The organism is Anaerobiospirillum sp. NML120448 (assembly GCF_023050945.1).
GTDB lineage: Bacteria > Pseudomonadota > Gammaproteobacteria > Enterobacterales > Succinivibrionaceae > Anaerobiospirillum.
Map to the genome: position 1 here is coordinate 1 of NZ_JALKIM010000072.1, position 18926 is coordinate 18926.

At 38.0% G+C, this 18926-nt stretch carries 9 protein-coding genes; 4 read left to right on the top strand and 5 right to left on the bottom strand.

The window, feature by feature from the left end; genetic code table 11:
• A partial coding sequence (locus MXE38_RS10105) for a hypothetical protein (RefSeq protein WP_246914413.1) occupies positions 1-188 on the bottom strand: 188 nt, incomplete at its 3' end.
• A 616-nt stretch (positions 189-804) separates the two neighbouring features.
• Here MXE38_RS10105 and MXE38_RS10110 point away from each other — a divergent pair.
• Positions 805-3585, top strand: coding sequence for a hypothetical protein (locus MXE38_RS10110; RefSeq protein ID WP_246914414.1), 2781 nt, complete (start codon positions 805-807; stop codon positions 3583-3585).
• Between the two features lie 101 nt (positions 3586-3686).
• Here the strand turns inward: MXE38_RS10110 and MXE38_RS10115 are convergent, their stop codons facing one another.
• Both MXE38_RS10115 and MXE38_RS10120 read right to left on the bottom strand, forming a co-directional pair.
• A complete protein-coding gene (locus MXE38_RS10115; protein WP_246914415.1) occupies positions 3687-4913 on the bottom strand; it encodes an MFS transporter in 1227 nt (408 codons plus the stop codon).
• A 609-nt stretch (positions 4914-5522) separates the two neighbouring features.
• Positions 5523-7016, bottom strand: a complete 1494-nt coding sequence (locus MXE38_RS10120; RefSeq protein ID WP_246914416.1) for an aldehyde dehydrogenase family protein — start codon at positions 7014-7016, stop codon at positions 5523-5525.
• Between the two features lie 2408 nt (positions 7017-9424).
• On the opposite strand from MXE38_RS10120, the gene fucO reads away from it, so the two are divergent.
• Positions 9425-10573, top strand: coding sequence for a lactaldehyde reductase (gene fucO, locus MXE38_RS10125; protein WP_246914417.1), 1149 nt, complete (start codon positions 9425-9427; stop codon positions 10571-10573).
• Positions 10574-11051: 478 nt separating this feature from the next.
• On the opposite strand, the gene MXE38_RS10130 is transcribed toward fucO, so the two are convergent.
• On the bottom strand, positions 11052-13067 hold the full coding sequence (locus tag MXE38_RS10130) for a hypothetical protein (protein ID WP_246914418.1): 2016 nt from the start codon (positions 13065-13067) through the stop codon (positions 11052-11054).
• 11 nt (positions 13068-13078) lie between these two features.
• Positions 13079-15985, bottom strand: coding sequence for a hypothetical protein (locus tag MXE38_RS10135; protein ID WP_246914420.1), 2907 nt, complete (start codon positions 15983-15985; stop codon positions 13079-13081).
• 930 nt (positions 15986-16915) lie between these two features.
• Between MXE38_RS10135 and MXE38_RS10140 the strand changes: the two genes are divergently transcribed.
• Together MXE38_RS10140 and tnpA are read left to right on the top strand one after the other, a co-directional pair.
• Positions 16916-17761 carry a transporter substrate-binding domain-containing protein gene (locus MXE38_RS10140; RefSeq protein WP_246914422.1) on the top strand — a complete coding sequence of 282 codons (846 nt, stop codon included), beginning with the start codon at positions 16916-16918 and terminating at the stop codon, positions 17759-17761.
• Between the two features lie 924 nt (positions 17762-18685).
• A partial coding sequence (gene tnpA / locus MXE38_RS10145; RefSeq protein WP_246914424.1) for an IS200/IS605 family transposase occupies positions 18686-18926 on the top strand: 241 nt, incomplete at its 3' end.

The window sequence follows — 18926 nt, forward strand, 5'->3', positions numbered from 1 at the left end:
ACTTTGGCTCGTTTAAGGTTAATTTGTCGAATGTTCTGCTGCTTAATGTACTTAACACACTTATCAAAATCTATTTTTAGATTCTCATTGCTGTTAATTTTGTCACGTAATTCATTTAAAATTACATCTGGACGTCCTTCTTTGCTAAGTTGGACGTTTGTTTGAGGGGAAATTTTATTTGTCTTCATACCCCTCATTTTAAATTAAATCATGACTATTGTGTACCTATTACTTCTATATGGTTAAGAATAGTATAGTAATATTTATATATGGAAAATCTAAGAGTAGTTTTTCCAAGAATTAGATGAACATTCCACTAGTTGTAGTTAAGATATTCCTAAACCACATTATTAAAGCTTTCCCAATTATAGTTCCAAGTCTTGGGAAAGTTTTACTAAGCTAAAATACCTGCCCTATTTTCCCTCCGAAGATCCTTCTATCATTACCAGTCCTATCTTACCAAGCTAAGACCAATTAGCTCTCTAGTGCCTTCTAACGAAGTTGCCTTAACCAGTGCTTTAACTAGTTTGCTTGTTACTAATTGCCATCTTTATTTGATTTTTTAGCTTTTAGGCCTTTATTGCAGTTGCGATAAATGGCTTATTTAATAGGGATTATGCAGTATCTTGAGATTAGCACAGTGAAAGATCCTGATAAATATCAGCGTTGTAGGTTGCAGCGCTGTATTTGTGTGATAGCAATCACAAGGGACTGTTAATAATTTTGTTAACCATTTAAGAGCAAGCTTATTATGCAAGGACTAATACCTTTATCTGGGCAATTTTCTATCTCTTTGGAGGGACAATGGATATCTTACAACAATGCCAAATATGGCAGAAACAAGGAAGGCATGAGCTTATTGTTAACCTGATTGAGTCTTTACCTGATGAGCAGCGTACTGCTTTGGTAGAATGCGAGTTGGCTAAAGCTTGCATTGACATGGCTCAGATTGATTCTATGCACGCTAAAGATATTTTGTGGCTTAAAAAAGCTGTGGCATTGTTAAAGAAGCACGAAGCTGAGCTTAGTGACACCTTCAAGTGGAACTTCCGTCTAGGCTATGCATACTTCTATCTTGAGCAGCATGATTTAAGCATTAAATATATGCAAAAAGCCCTATTGCTTCATTCTAGCGACCACAATGATGGCTTCACAAAAGAAGATGTGGAGTATTTCCGTTCTAGTAGTGAACAAAAAAATGAAATGCCAATTTCTATTCATTCATTTTTAGATAGAGTCTACCTTGCTTGGGGTGAGTTTAAACAACGTCGTAGCCAAATCGAGGACTTTATTAATAATAATGAGCACGATAAGGCCATTGCTTTACTTGATGATTGCTTTCATGTGCTCTTTGATGAGATTAATTTTGAGCTTAGTATTAAAGGTAAGGTCTATGAGGTAATTTTCCCAACCGAATGCGATCTTGCCACTATCTTGCAGTTAAAAACCTTTATTGCTCATACCCCAAGCAAAGTTAAAAAACATTGGTCATTTATTATTGGCAGACCAGCTGATGCTAACTTAATTATTGATAATGGCGCTGCAACATTAACTAGCCAAGATTTCACTGTTTATAGCTACGACTTGGGCAACTGCCGCTATGACCTTAAGATTATTGCCCCTAAAATTAAAAAGTTTGTAAGCTCAGATGAGCAGGCTCAAAAACTGGCGTTCTACTTTATTTCTAACACTTTAGGTGAGATTAACTATCTAAATCACGTAGCTGGCTTAGAGGTGTTAAACGAGGACGCTAATATTAACGATTTGAGTGGCTACGATCAGAGCTGCTCTATTGATAGCTTTATTGAAAAGCTTAAAGAGCAAGGCTTAAAGCTTAATAATGACGTTAAATCACTTACAGACTCTTGCTTGAAGCACTATCAACAAGTAAGGCTATTTCACGATGAGATTTGCTCTCGCCTTGATATTGACCATGGTAGTAGTTGTCTTTTAGGGTTGCACTATGAATATCTTGCAGGGGATGGCAATTTGTACAATAGCTTCTATCATAATGGAGCTGTTCCAGTGTTTATTTGCTTTGAGCAAACCAACCATCATCAGTCTTCCTCATTGCATATTTCAGATAGCCAGCTAGCACAAATGGTAGCTACTATTCGTAATAAGACCTCAGCATTAGCAACCATTGTAGGCTATGCTGCTGGCTTACATTACGGCTATATCGATTGCATTGCCTGGGACTTGCAAAAATTTATAACCACTGTCGATAATATCTTAGGAAGAGACAACAAAATTAAAAGAGCGGCTTGTCAAGTCTTTTCCCAATCAAACAAATATCTCCAACTAAAGCCTGTAGCCCATACAGTTAATGTTAAGTCTATATGTGGTTTTTCTAGCTTAGATGAACTCAACGGGTTGCTTGAACAGCGCAATTTTACTCAAATTTATAATCAACTTACTAAAGAGCCTGTCGCAAAAAATAATTTTGAGATCGACTGTAGGATTTTAAATACTTGCGTCTATATTGCAGAGTTTTTTTCTAATTACTATTATGAGGTAGAGCAACTTATCAAACCAATCATCAACTATGGCAAAACAATTCTTAATCACTATAAGAAATCTGAATACCACCATCCTGATTGGCTCTATTATTATGGCATTCTCACTTACAACAACGGAGAGCTTGAAGAGGCTGTTAATGCTTTTTCTAAGCTTGTTGCTCAAGCTCCTGATTACCCCCAAGCAAAGTCTATTCTAGAAGCTTATACAATGGACTACAACACTGAGCTAGATATAAAACAGGCAAAGGGTTTTAGCTCAGCTGAGCTTGAAAAATATCATGATTTTAGCGCTATTGTTTTGCTTAAAAAGCCGATTGAAAACGAACAAAAGCTCAATGCGCTTTTTAAGAAACATATGCCAGATTACTACAATCTGTTTAATTCTTTGCCAACTGATGATAATACTAGTAGATTTTTCAATCATGATTTTTGCTATTTAACTGTCGATTATAATGCTTTTAATTTTCCTATTCCTGATTATTACTTTAATGGGAATAAGGACAAGCAAAATATTTTGCGTAATTACAAAACGGCTATATCAATTGACTGTTCTGTTGCAAATAATCGACATGTCGCTGAGACTTCAATATTTTTTAACCACTTTCTTAAGTCGCTTTTTGAGCTTAACGAAGTTGTAGGTATAGTAGTTAATAATGCTCTAAAAACCAAAGATGATTTTATTATCCCTGATAATCTATCTTCTGAAGAGCAGTATCTGAGGGCCGCTAAAAATATAATTAACATCTCAGGCTTTATTGCTGTAGATGATGGTAGCAAGTATATAAGCTCTTATGGATTGCTTGCTTTTGGCTTTCATGAAATGGAAATATGTGTAGAGGATTATCCGATCATAGCAGTAGATACGTTGTACGACTGCTTACACACCCTTGTTCATTTGCTTCTAAGCAAGCAAATTAAATTAATACCAGGCAAAGTTACGCCTTTTGTTAAAGGCCTCACTGTTAGAGCTACCCCATCAAAAAATAATGTGGGTGAAGACTGTTGGCGTATTTCGATTCCAATGTTCAAACAAGTTTGTAAAAAACGCTTGTATAGGCGCAGATAAGCTCAAGTAGCTAACGTCTTTACTCTTACAAAACAGCCTCATTAATGCAATGAGGCTGTTTTTTATTTAAGTCTCCCAATTATGTCTGGTTCTGAGGGAAACTAATTGCTTGATTTAGCTTTGCTCTTTTCAATATTAGGCAAGAAGGCAGCAACTATACCTACCAAAGGAAAGACAGTAGTAGTCTGGAACACAAATCCTATGGATGTTAAGTCTGCTATGTAGCCCAAAACTGCTGAACCTAGACCTCCCAAGCCAAAGGATAAGCCAAAGAAAATACCTGCAATAGTACCTATATTACCTGGCATTAAATCGATGGCATAAACCAATATGGCTGAGAAAGCAGATGAAATTACAATACCAATAATAACGGACAAAATAATAGTGATCTCAAAGGAAACATAAGGTAGAGCAATAGTAAAAGGCGCTGCTCCTAAAATAGAGCCCCAAATTACATACTTACGACCAAAGCGATCTCCAATAGCACCGCCTAATAAGACACCTAAAGAGCAAGAGGCTAAGAATAGAAATAAGCACACTTGAGATTGCTGGACAGAGATGTCAAACTTTTCAATTAAGAAGAAGGTAAAGTAATTGGTCATGCTCACAGAGTACAAGCTCTTGGAGAACAGCAAGATTACCAACAGAGTTAAGGCCCAAATTACTTTGTTTTTGGACAAGCCATGGGCAGGAGCTCTAGATTTTTGATGAGCATTGCTATTTAAATCTTGAAGCTGAACTTTGTACCAAGAACCAATTCTAAAGAGTAATACAAAGCCAATTAAAGCTATGATAGAAAAATAGCTCACCGCAATTTGGCCATGAGGAATCACAATTAAGGCTGCTAGCAGTGGGCCAATAGCAGTACCAGTACTGCCACCTACCTGAAAGATGGATTGTGCAAGCCCCTTACGCTTTCCTGCGGCAATTTGAGTCACACGTGAGGCGTTAGGGTGAAAGATTGAAGAGCCCCAGCCCAAAATACTAACGCCCAGCAAAATAGTCCAGAAGTTGTGCGCTGTCGATAGTATAGCTAAGCCTGCTAAGCTAAAAGCCATACCAGTAGCTAAAGCATAAGGTTTAGGATGCTTGTCGGTATAGCGACCTACCAAGGGCTGCAATATGGATGAGGTTAACTGGAAAACCAGAGTAATAATACCAATTTGAGAGAAAGTTAATCCCAAGTCCTGCTTAATCAAAGGATAGAGAGCAGGAATTACCGATTGCATGGTGTCATTCAATAAGTGAGCAATACTAAGAGTAATTACAATGGGAAAGACCATTGCTCTTACCGCTCCTGGGCTATTAATTTGTTGTGCTTTTTGCATAAGTACTTTTTATCTATTATCAAAGAAGATACTTATTCTTGAATTAACTGCCATAAAAGGCGCAGAATAGCTCTTCATTTTTAATTTCACGGCTTATCTTAAGAGAAGAGATAAGTTGATCTGGTATTTTGGGGGCATATTACTAAATTAGATTTAATGTTGTAAATCTATTTTATTAACTGATATTACCCCCATCATGGCGCTAATGCTTGTCACAAAAGCAAAATTATAATTGAGGCTCAATTTTAGTGCTCAAGCCCTCTATCTTATGCTGTGAATATGATTATGTTGGGTTTGCTGTTTGCTGTTTGAGCAAAGTCTAAGAGCGGGCGCTAAGATACTCTTGTTAGTTGGTGGCTCAATTTTGTTTGTTGATATTTAAGGGCTAAGGGCTGCTGTTTTAGCTTTAGCTTTAGCTTTAGCATTGCTAAAACAAAAAAGCCGTACTGCGGGAGTTGTGAGTACGGCTATAAGACAAGACAAGTTAATAATGGATTTAATCTTACTTAAGAACCCCCATCAGACTAAGGGGGCTAACCTGATGAGGGTGTGATTTGCTTAATTACCTAGGATTGTCAGCTTTTAAGCTCAACTTAAGGATTTAAGAAATTATGGAGCTGGGTAGAAACCAGTTGGCTCTTCTGAGAGGTTGATTAAGATATTCTTGCACTGAGTGTAGTGCTCGAGAACCATCTTATCAGTCTCACGGCCAATACCAGACTGCTTGTAACCACCGAATGGAGAGCCCTCTGGGATTTGGTTGTAAGTGTTAACCCACATACGACCAGTTCTTACAGAACGAGCTACACGAATAGCACGGTTAATATCGGTTGAGAATACTGCACCACCTAAGCCGTAGATAGAATCGTTGGCCATAGCGATAACTTCTTCTTCAGTCTCGAAAGGAATAACAACAGCTACTGGGCCGAAGATCTCCTCTTGAGCAACACGGCACTTGTTGCAGCCCTTTAATAAGGTAGGACGCATAAAGGCACCGTTAGCAAACTCACCCTCTGATAAGCGCTCGCCACCGCAGAGTACTTCAACCTTGTCCTCTTCTACACCAATACGAACATACTCGAGAATATCACGCAATTGCTTCTCGTCTACCTGAGCACCCATTTGAGTACACTCATTCCAAGGCATGCCTACCTTAATAGCATTGAAACGGCGTACTAACTCAGGAACAAACTTATCCCAAATGCTCTTTTGTACAAAGATACGGGAGCCTGCGCAGCATACCTGACCTTGGTTGAAGAGAATACCTAAGGTGGCACCATCTAAGGCCTGCTCTAAACGGCAATCATCAAAAATAATGTTAGCGCTCTTGCCACCTAACTCTAAAGTTGAAGGAATGAGTCGCTTAGCAGCGGCTACAGCTACATCACGACCAATTTCAGTAGAACCAGTGAAGGCTAACTTATCAAATCCTTCGTGCTTTAACATGCAATCGCCAGACTTAGAACCACGACCAGTTACTACGTTAAATACGCCTGCTGGGATAATGTCTTGAACTAACTCAGCTAAACGTAATACTGATAAAGAGGTGGTTGAAGATGGCTTAAATACAGTACAATCACCAGCGGCTAATACTGGAGCTAATTTCCATGCAGCCATTAAGAATGGGAAGTTCCAAGGAACAATCTGACCTACCACACCAAGTGGCTCACGCATGGTGATGGATAGGAAGCTGTTATCAAGAATGTTGGACTCACCAGACTCAGCTAAAATTACACCAGCAAAGTATCTAAAGTGGCTTGCGGCATATGGAACGTCAATAGCCATAGTCTCACGAATTGGCTTACCATTGTCCAAGCTTTCAATCATTGCTAACTCTTCTTTGTTAGCATCAATTACGTCTGCAATCTTATTTAAAATAGCGGCACGCTGTTTTGGAGTGGATTGAGACCAGGTTACAAAAGCAGCGTGGGCAGCCTTAACTGCAGTATCAACATCTTGCTCGGAGGCATCAGCAAATTTTGCTAACAATGAGCCATCAGCTGGGCAACGGGACTCAATGGTAGCACCGTCAGATGCTTCAACCCACTGGCCATTGATGAAGAGCTTGTAGCAATCCTTTAACTTGATATCTTCCTTTTTCATAGTTCACAATCCTTTTCTAACTAACATGTGACGTTGGAAAATAGTTTAGTGAAAAAATGCTGCGTCAAATTACTAATTGATACGCTTTTGCAATCAACATTCACAAAGTAAATTACAGATCACAAGCTGAGCATAAAGATTAATTTTCATGAACTAACGCACAGATTTTTTTAGATATTAGACCGCATAAAGGTTTGTAAGCTCTAAAAGTACCCAAAAATTGACGAAAACTTGGATCCTAGAAAAAATTATCACTTTATAAATATCAAGAATTTCAGGTCAAAAAAGAGCAAGTAGAGCAGATTTTCTTGTTGCCATCACGGTAAATCACACATATATACCCACTAAAAACCTTATATTTATCAGTGTTTTATGTTTTGCAAGTACTATCTTGCTTCTAAGAGCAATATTTGTAAAATTCTCAAATACCAGTTGCAAACAAAAAAATTTTCCTCTCTTTACTTTTACTTTTTTAAGCATTCTACAAAAGTACTTTTTTATAGCACCAAAGCCATCATCATACTGACAAAGCCCTTATTTATCGTAACCGTAGCACAGCCCAGTAGTCCTCACTTTAGACACTACCAGCTCTTACACTCAAGCAAGACCTAATAGCGCTAATCCTATATACTACTTGCACTTCTAACTTCCTACCTACTTACCAGCCATACAGCTAGCAAGATAGCTAACCTATAAGGGTTGGTATTGGCTGGACAATGAGTACGAGTGCGGCTAGCAACTGTTCATATTGCTCAATATGATTGAAGCCTTTTACGAACAAGCTTAGTGACTTGCCAATGCTTAAACCTGAGTTTACTTCTTTCTCCTAATTGACCATCAGTTTTTGCTCTCATATGCAAGACATATTGACCTGTTCACTAACGGTAATGGCAAGGACTAACTATCCAAGAGAGCGACAAAATAGCCTATTTCTAGGAAGTAAGACCATGTTTGGCAACTGCCATATAGCAATAGGAGAGTCATTGGGCAAGCAAGCAAAAGTGAATGGGCTGCGCTTGCTGTTCTTGCTGTTCGTGCTGTACTTGCTGCTTTTGTTGCTGCTGTTGCACTATGTTGTCGTTGTACTCTGTTGTTAGCAGATGGTGATGATGGTGGAGCAGCAGAGGTGGGGCAATTGGGATCCTTTTGCCAAGAGCAGAACTATTGATAGTTGTCGTACCTTGGGTATGGCTTAAGTATTAAGTTGATAAAGTTGATTCATATGCTATTTGTTTGCAAGTAGAGATATTTGTGATTTAGTTCATATTTAGGATCCAAGATGAGTTTGGGGTGCTCTGGTGAAAAATTTGGCAAGTATTACCACAGGTTTGAGAGGCGTTAATTAAAAGATAATTTAGTAGATTTTCTTAAAATTGGATAAAGCTCTTTTATTAGGGATTGGGCGCTTATAGGGTATTGCCAAGTAAAAGTCTTAACTCCCTGTTATACAAGCAAGTTTAAGAGCAATTTATGCAAACTTTTTAGGCAAAGCGTTGGTGCGTATTTTAAAAAAAGTATTTTTGGTTAATTTAGTGTAATGTTGCGAGCTCATTCTTGAACTGGCTCACAGCTTAATAGTCCTTGGCAAAGTGATAAATGCGAGGGCTAAAAATCAGTTGATAAAACGTATCTTTAGGCAAAATCAAATGTAGATCCCGTTTTATTGAGCACAAACACTACTGCCTTAAACTGACCTTACAAGCGTCAATCAAAGTTAAGTAAATAGCGGACTTTTGATTAGTTACAAAAGAGCAATTTTCATCAAGCTAATTTTGTATACTGTGAAAATTTTACCAATTCAGTTGAAAATTTTCCCTTTTTTTACTAGATGATTTTGGAAAAAATAAAACCACACCAACGTTCAAGGTCAGGTGCAAATTTAAAAATCAATTTTAGTTCTTAAGGAGCAAAAACAAGCACACATGGTTTAAAGCTTATTTACCTAAGCTTGGATCCCAGTTAAAACTTAATAACAACAATATGACCACATTGTTTTATTAAAGCTTGTTTTAGCACCAATAGGAACTAACGAGAACCTATCTTAAGTATCAGCTTAACCCATTTGTTAAGACTACTTAAAAGTAATAATAACTAAGTGCAAACTAGATTTTTATTTGAGAACCTTAACCATTTTTTACCAGAACTTGAGCGTTTAACAAATGTTTAACTTGTTTTTATGACCACGAAGCTCGTTAAGCATTAGTAAATGGCAATTTGATACTTTTAAGGCGCGGGTCGTGAGCTTGAAAGTGTCGTTACCAACAAGAAAATCCATTCAACCCAATAAAAACATTATCATGAGAATTGCAAGCTTTATCTAGTTATACCTTGCTCGAGTTTAGTTAGTTGATAATGCTCATTTTGAGCTGAGCGCAGTGGATTTTCGCTCATTATAAGTAGGATTGATCATGGCAAATCGTATTATTCTTAACGCTATTTCTTACCACGGCAAGGGCGCTATTGAGCACATCATTCCAGAGGTTAAGCAACGCTTCTTTAAGAAGGCTTTTATCTGTACTGATCCAGGCTTAGTAGAGCACAAGGTAATCAACAAGATCACTGATTTGCTTGATGAGGCAGAGTTAGCTTACGAAATTTACTCCAACGTAAAGCCTAACCCAACCATCGAAAACGTCCAAACTGGTGTACAGGCCTTTAAGGACTCAGGTGCTGACTACATTATCGCTGTAGGTGGTGGCTCCTCAATGGATACTGCCAAGGCTGTTGGCATTATCGTAGCTAACCCAGAGTTCTCTGATGTAGTTTCCTTAGAAGGCTTAGCTCCAACCCGCAACCCAACTGTACCAATTATTACTGTTCCTACTACTGCTGGTACTGGCTCTGAGGTTACTGCCTACTACGTAATTACCGATGTTGAGCGTGGCCGTAAGTTCGTATGCGTAGACGCAAATGCTATGTCTATTATTGCTGTAGTAGATCCTGACATGATGTCCTCTATGCCACGAGGCTTAACCGCAGCCACAGGTATGGATGCTCTTACCCACGCAATTGAAGGCTTAATTACTAAGTCAGCATGGGATATGTCAGACATGCTACACATCAAAGCCATTGAGCTTATCGCTAAGAGCTTACGTGGTGCTGTAAACAACGAGCCTGAGGGCCGTGAGGGTATGGCTCTTGCTCAATACTTAGCTGGTATGGGCTTCTCTAACGTAGGTTTAGGTTTAGTTCACGGTATGGCTCACCCATTGGGCGCTACCTATGACACTCCACACGGTGTTGCTAACGCCATCATCTTACCTACTGTAATGCGCTACAACGCAGACTACTCAGGTGAAAAGTATCGTGAAATCGCACGTGCCTTTGGTGTACCAGATGTAGAAAAGATGCACCAAGAAGAGTACCGTCGTGTAGCAATCGAGTGTGTAGCTCAGTTATCTAAGGACGTAGGCATTCCACAGAGCTTACATGGCATTGCTAAAGAAGAAGACCTCGATTTCTTAGCCGAGAGTGCCTTCCAAGACGTATGTACCGCTGGCAACCCACGTGAGACCTCTGTATACGAGATCCGTGAGCTCTATAAGTCACTACTTTAAAACAACAAATCGAAGCAAGCTTAAGTTAGCTAAATCTTCTAGGCTCCAACAAGAACTTTAGCACTCAAACTCTAGCTTGCTTAACGGAAACTCCCCCATATTCTAAGCTGCAAGGGCATTACGCTCTTGCAGCTTCTTTTTTCCTCCCTACCTATAAGCAAGAGCTAACGCCTGGGCACAGGTTTGGGCCAGAGCCACGGCTATGGCCATGGCTATAGCCATAGCTATAGCCTGGGCCTGGTTCAGAGCCATAGCTATTGCCAGCTAGAGCAAGATAGAATTAAGCTAAAGAAAGATAGGACTATTTACAGTAAAGAACAGGTAAGGAAAAATAAAGCCAAGGTACACTCTAGGGCTAAAACTGCCTTGATGTGCCTTGGCTTTTTGGAGGGTTACTCTAACTAAAGAGCGCATGTGCGCCCATGCGCAAGGGCGCACAGGCGCATAAGCGCCTGCGCTTGCGCAGGAGCGCAGGGGGCTAGGCCCAAGGTATGGCTTTAGAAATAATGCTCCATAAGCCATTTTGGGCTGAGGTTAAAGGAGTTAGAGTAAAGATACCGTAAGAGGTGGCTTGCTCGTAACGCTGGGCTAACTTAGAGTTGCCCAAGCGCCAGATTGGGTTTGGATTTCTAGAACTTCTGCCTTGTAAAATCCATACCATTTTCGGAGCACGATCCTCATGGGCTACTGCCATCTCTTGTGAGTATTTACGTATTACCTCTTGTAAGTGATTATTTACAATACTGCCATGAGAGGAAAACTTAGCATCAAAAATCAAATAGTTTTCCCTACCTTGACCATCTTCAAACTTTAGAACAAAGTCTGGAGTGTAATAATCACCGCCTTGTTTAAAGGTAGCTGTGGTTCTAAATAGCTTCATGCCATTAAAAAACTCCTCAGAGGAGATAACTGGCTGATAATACAAAGTGGCGGTTATATTATCTTTGTGCATGATAAAGGTATTAGGTAAATTAACCTCATCAGCATACAGACCGTCATTAACCTCGTATTTATAATGGAATACTGAACTACTATCATCTTCCATCACATAGCCATGCTCACTTAAAAGTTTAATAAGGGCAATTAAGCAGTAAAACTCAAACAATCTATCAAGAGTCTGAACTTGCAATAACAACTTATCTTTTTCTAAGTTGAAGTTTCCGTACTCAAACCACTTAATAATCATGGCAAAAACATGAGTATAAGGTTTAATTTCCTGAAAGATCTTAGATTTACGGGGCAGAGCATTTAACGAATGCACACTAACGGTAAATAACGATAAATACTGCCGATACAAGCTCACCATAGATTTAATCGCTTCCCCTAATCTTAAGAGTAAGGAAGAGCGACAATAATCTACATAAACCGAACTACCACTAAGCGCAGGCACGCAGTACTCATCAGGCAAGCTATTTCTTGACAGTTGTAGCTTTTGCTCTTGTTCACTTACTTGATTTTCAAACTCGCTAAAAGTTAATTGAGCATGATTCAACACTGTGAACAGAAAGCCAACCACTATCTGATTTTCGTAAATATCATAACTTTTACTATTTACTTGAGAGTGAATTTTAAGCGGTAAATAGTATTTGTTATTGTATTTAAAGCCACCTGAAGGTACTTGTGATAATTGATCTGCATTTTGCATTAACCAATTAAAGCTTTGCTCATCAATAGACTTTACATTGTTATAAGGAACTAGTACGCCCTTCTTTTGTAAACTATGTTTACCCATAGATCTAAAATATGGGAAATTACTATGATAGCAACGGCTTATTTCCTCCAAAAGCTCAATATAAGAGCTCATAGAGCGATAAGCATAATTATCTAAATTACTCTCCAATAAATTACGCTTACCTTCACTGACATTACTTTCAAAGAGCCATTTAGAAATTTGATAATCATCAAATTCACTAAGCTCCTTAATCATATAGCCAATATTTTCGGTGTCAGTTTTGTTTTTGCTTATGCAAATTAAAAATCTGCTATAAAACTCAAAAGAGCTATTATCTGATAGTTCTATTACTAAAGATAAAACTACAGAATCAAACAAAAGCAAAAAAGGCTGACCGTTTAACGACCCTCTGCTATTAGGGGATGGAGAAAAAACCAGTACTCCTTTAAAAAATGGGCTGCCATTATCAATGGAGATATCACCTAAATAACCTCCATTCACATAAACACTAGCCTTCTCAACTAAGTGAGTAGGACAGTCTTTAATTTGGGCATTAATGTTATACCAGCCATCTTCTAATACTTTAGGACACTTAGTTAAATCAAGTTCATTAAGCTTAGGTGCACAGGTAGATAAATCTAAAGTCATAGGAGAGGTTAAAAACCTCATACTTTGAGCTATCTGACCAGTAGAGCTCTCAAAACTATTCTCTCCACCAATATAGTTATTTCGCTCAGACATATTTCCATTAGCTGAGCGAGAGACAATATTGGGAGCTGTCTTAATCGTTAGACTGGCCTCATCAAGAGTTAATCGTTCCACACTCTACTCCCCTAGCGGGCAAAGAACTGATAGAAACCCATATTGTTTTTAGCATTTCTTTGCATGCGCATTAAGTGTTTAGCACTAATTGGCATGGACTGTTCTGTGCACTCTTTGGCTAAAGCATCAATCAAGGCTTGGTAGTTTTCACCTGAACCATTAATGCTTGGTAAAATCTTTTGGCATAGAGCATAATCAAGCGGAGCTAAGCTGCTCTCTTTACCTTTAAGATCCATACAGCGACAAGCTACCTTACAATAATTGTGCACCATCTTTAAATTACGAGGAGTAATAGGCATAGCTCCCTTATGGGCGAAAATGTCTTTAATGATCTCCCATTTAGCAGCTACTGCCTCGCTTATAGTATCGCTATCCTTAGGGCCAAAGGCATGGGTCAATGAACCGTAAGGGATCATATTTTCCACATTAAGCACTAATTCATCATCATCGTAAATTTGATCACTAGTATCAGGCTCTAAATAAATTACCCAGCTACGATCCAAGTAACGAGGAGAAAGCTCTTCTGTGGTATGGTCAAAGTTTACTGTAGCTAAGAAACGTAAATGTTGTGGTAAATGGAATACTCTATTGCCGCCTATAGAAATTTCTCTTTGTGAAGAGGAGCTTAAATCGCAGTTTTTCAAGAAAATGGCCCAGTAGTGTTCGATTGGACTTAAATTAGCCTCATCGAGCAGCACAATGTAAGGTGCAACCTCCATTTCATCATAAGGAGCATTCTTGCTACCACATTCTTCTGACATGCACTCAAAAGCATTAAAGGCCTCAACATTGCTCTTTTCCATACTATTGGTTAATGGATTGTAATAACCAATAAAGTCCTTGTGAGAAGTCCATCCTCTTTCTACGGCAATCTCAACAAAACGGCGTGAGCTATCACTACGAGCCAAGCCTAAAGCTTTAGCTAGTAAAATACATAATGAGGTTTTACCTGTACCAGGTTCACCAGCTAAGGTGGTAATAAAGCCCTGATTTAAACAAATGAGATAGTTAGCAATATCATTGTAAGAAACATCTCGATGAGCCTTGTTCTTAATAACATCCAATACTCGTTGGATAATCTCTTTACCAGACAAGCTCTTTTCCAGTAAGGCATGATTAAAGGTAGCACTCTTTTTATGAGACTTAGCTTGGCTGCCATGACTCTCTAAACTAGTGTTATTAGCCTCTACAGCCTGGCCTGCATTGGCTAATTGGCCGACCTGGCCAATTTGGCCAGCAGCTGCTAAGTTTGCGCCACCTACTAGGCCACCTATGCTACGGACAATTCTGTCATATAGTTGATTGTCAATAATCTTGGCAGCAATATTGGCTCTATCTTGAAACTCAGAGATCTTAGATTCAAAGCTGGACTCAATAATGGCATTATCTTTTTGCTTTTGTGCAATTTGATGCTCAAGATCACCCACTTCTTTCTTGAGTACGCCAACTGATTGATTTAAATCTAGTTGTTCTTGCTTGAGTTCCTCAACATTACAATACAGCTCATCCTTATCTTTAAGCTGCTTGTTTTCTTGCTCTAAAAGCTCGTTTTTCTCAGTAAGCTCAGCAATCTTTAAGAAGTCTAAACTTATAGAATCGACCTTCTCTAAAACAGAGTTTTCAAATTCCTTGGTAAATTCTTTACTAGGAGTGCCAATAACGCTATCAGTTGCATTAGCTGATGAATCTTGATAACTATCAAGACCGTCTAACAAATTGCCAGAAGAATTTGAACCATGAGAGAGCTTTTCACGGCTAAATAAATTGTTTAGCTGATCTTTTAAAGATTTAGGCTTTACGACATCTTTTGACTTATCGAGCTCATTTAAATCATCATAGACAGTGACACCAGCTTCCTTGGCAAAGAGGCTACTAAAGCTTTCTTGCTCGTCTACTACTTTAGTTGCAAGCTTTTTTACTTGCTCATATTTATGATTAGCCTCGTCAACTTTTTCTTGTTCAAGAGAAAGTAACTGCCTCATGCCACTTTCTAAGCTTGGATCGTTAAAAATAGCGGCTAAGTTGTTCTTAAATATAAGTTGATTTACTGTAGCCTGCTTAGCTAAGCTCTTGAGTTTATCTAAACGAGAAATAGTGATGTTATTAATTTCTTGAGTATTGCCAATCTTAGAAATTAATGCACGTACTTTCTCAAGTAGATCTTCGTCATAACCATACTCAGACCTCATTAAATCTACAAATATATCAATAATAACTTGGTCTGATACCCAGTCATAGGTATGTGATTTTTTTTCTGGAGATACAATTCTATCTTTTGGTACTAAAACAGCACAAGATCTGCTGGATTGATCTTTAACATCAATGATATTGTCATCAATCTCAAATTCTGAGTACTCTCCAACTAAATAGTCATTGGTCTCTAATGCTGACAATAACAAATCTTTACCATTACTGTCCCTTTTAAAGTCAAATGGGCCATATATTTTGTAATTATCTTGAACTAAGATCTGATTGGTATAAATGAAGTCACTAACGTCCTTTAGTCTACGTGTTTTATCAATGACACTAAAAGGCTGATAAGAACTAAGAATCTGATATAAACCAAGTCCTTTAAATTCCTCAATCCAAATTTCAGATCTTGCCTTACCAAACTCAGGATTAAATCTAAAAGCATAAAGATTGCTACCACGAATATTGGTAGTAGGTTCACCATTAATTCTAATGGTAACTACATCACCATAACCCTCTAAAATTTTCTGGACAGTAAAGCCACCATATAAACGAGCCTCAAAACAGCCTCTAGTAGGGAAGTCATCCGAGTCAATACGCTCCAAACCATCTTTGGTTACTAAGAAGTTTGGATAAACGTAGATTAATGAATTTTCTTCATAACCAAAGTTTCGATTAAAGCTAATGGTGGCAATTATGTCTTTGCCCTGATATTTACTTAAGCTCATTAATCATCTCCAAATAAAATTGCCCAATATTAAATATACATATTTTTGATATTGGACAGTTGGCAAATAATTACCCAACAGCCTATTGGTAACATTTGTAATTGCAATTACGTAGCTACCAATAGCCTGAAAGGCTAATAAGAAGTTGCACTTTCCTTTGCCCAGAAAACTTTATCTTTTTTTGATAAAAGACCTTCCTGAACACTGCATACTAAAGTAACCTATAAACAACAAATTTTAGTAAAAGACCATATATATCTTGTTTTCATGTAACAAGACTAGATGTTAACCTATTGTTAGTGAACCTATAAGATTTGTTGACCAATATTATATATAAGGCAAATCTATTTCGAGGTTACTTTAGTATGTAGAGTTCAGGACCTTGGGCTTAAAAAATGATAAAAACCACTTACCAATGTCAGTTGTTAACTAGAACTCAAATAACTATATATTTAATCAACAAATTTCGCACTACTTTAGCCATAAATTTTTGAAATTTTCCCTCCAGCTAACAGGCTACTTGATAAAAACGCCCATAAAAGTCAGCAACCCAGCCTAACTTTGAAATATCAACCAAACCAAATTTGCCTAAAAGTTATCCAGCCTGTTACCAAAATAACCTACCACTCAATATGAGTTGATACTGTTCTTTCAACCAGCCGCATAGCTAAGCAATTTAGGTTCTATTTGATAAATCTTGTGCTTTTAATAAGGCTGTGCTTATTTTTAAGATTCCCGTTCTTATGAACTTTATCAAAATTTTTATTAATTTAATTAATTAATTACTTGCTAAAAATTGTTTTTGTTGTATCATGTACTGCCATACTAGTCTATCTAGAATCTTTAAAAATTTTCGATTTATTTGCTATTGCCAAGAACATGCCTAGTTTTACTATGCTGAAAAAATGAATATTGGGAGACGTTCATTTTATGTTGTTTAAAGCTTTTTCTAAGGCTCTACTAACCTATTGTAGTATTGTTGGTCTACTATGTTTTAATCCAGCTCAAGCTCAAACTCAAAAACTACCTCTTGAGGGCTATGTCCTTGATGTGGGCTTATCCCCAATTCCTCCTTTTGTAATGATCAATGGTCAATTTACTGATGTATCAGGCATTGATGTTGATATTATTAGAGAGCTACAGCGTCGTACTGGCTTTACTCTAAACCATAATCGCTTTCACATGATGAGCTTAGTTGACTTGATCGACAGCGGCAAACAAGGCGCTTTAGATATTTGCGCCTCAGGCCTTGTTGTTAACAAATCATATAGTCAGCACTTTACTGTTTCTCCAACTACCTATCGTTCTAAGTATGTGGTGGTAGTTCCATCTAACTCTACTATTACTAATCGTGACGATTTAGTAGGCAAAACTTTAGTAGCTGAAGACGGTACTAACCCAATAGCTTTACTACCTCAAAACATTGCCTCTCAAGTCAATGTCATTAACCAACATACAACGTTTATGACCTTTTATTCCGTTGCTGCTGGAGAGGCTGATGCCATGTTAGCAGAAGAGCCTATGGCAACTGATGTTGTTGACGATTGGGCCAAGGGCAAGCTTAAAGTTGCTTACACCATTAAAAACTCAGATCGTAATATTGCTATGTTGTTTAAAAAAGGCACTTATGAGACCAAGATTCTCTACGAGACCTTTGAACAAATGCTCTCTGACGGCACCATCGAAAACATCATTCATAAGTATGCTCCAGATTATGATTTCCCAGAGGATCTCAAGTCCCAAAGCAGTCAATTAGCCAACAACGCCGCTTTATAAATATTATTCCTTAAATATACAGGCTTTTACAATTTGAGCCTGTACACCTAACCTACAACAACTAACAAAACATCAAAAGTCCTGTTTGGTTTGACCATCAGGACTTTTTTGTCATCAATCCTACCGCCACCACTTCCCCTCTAAACTAAGCCAAAAGCCCTTTACCACTCACCACAACAACGCAGCTAGAACAGCTCAGCACAATGCAGTACAGTGAAGTGCAGCGCTACAAATATAGCCAAAGCAGCGAGCAAAGAGAAAACATCAAACGCAGTGAATACATTACTGTGTAGTGCGGCGCAGTGCAATGCAGGGCAGGGCAGGGCAGGGCATAGTAGTGCTACGAGGGCTTAGGAGCTGATCGTATGATTTAAAGAATAGCAGCTTGGAGCTAGGAGAAGAGATTGGTTGGTAGATGAGATATGGGCTATTAGCTTGCTTGTATGACATTTAAGGTTACACACTTTATTTAGATTTTGGCTTATTTATAGCTTTTCATCTGATGCAGCAAGTATGGGTATGACACAGATTAAAATGTGATATTTGTCACATTAGCTTGATGGGTGTATGATGAACTCATATCTAGATATACATGCTTATTTATTCATTTATGCCTAGTGGATACACACTGACAACACATTTTCCACTCTAGGCCCTACTAAATACCTATATCCCATCTTTTCTAAAATGATGTGCGATATAGGTATAAGAGTATTCTTTGTATGCTGCTAAAAAATGTTGGCAAGTCGTTACAAAAAGTTAGGTGCCAAGCCACTAGGCTTGCCTAGTGGTATAGCGCCATGGGGTTGCAAATTTATTTTAAATTCATAGGGGTTTCATATACTTGTTTAAGGTTATATGATATCTATAAGTTCGTTATTGCGAAATTAGGTGTTTGTGAAAAGTATTAGTTAGGAGAACAATATGAGTAGTAAATATCATAGTGCTTCCCATGCTAAATACTTGATTCAGTATCATATTATTTGGTGTCCTAAGTTTAGATTTTCAGTTTTAACTGGTGATATAGAGACCAAGCTCAAAGAAATTTTGCAAAATATATGTGTTAGGTATAGGTATAGCATTAAAGCTCTAGAAGTTATGCCTGATCATATTCATCTTTTTATAGATTGTCCTCAAACTGTCGCCCCGTGTGAAATTGTTAGAA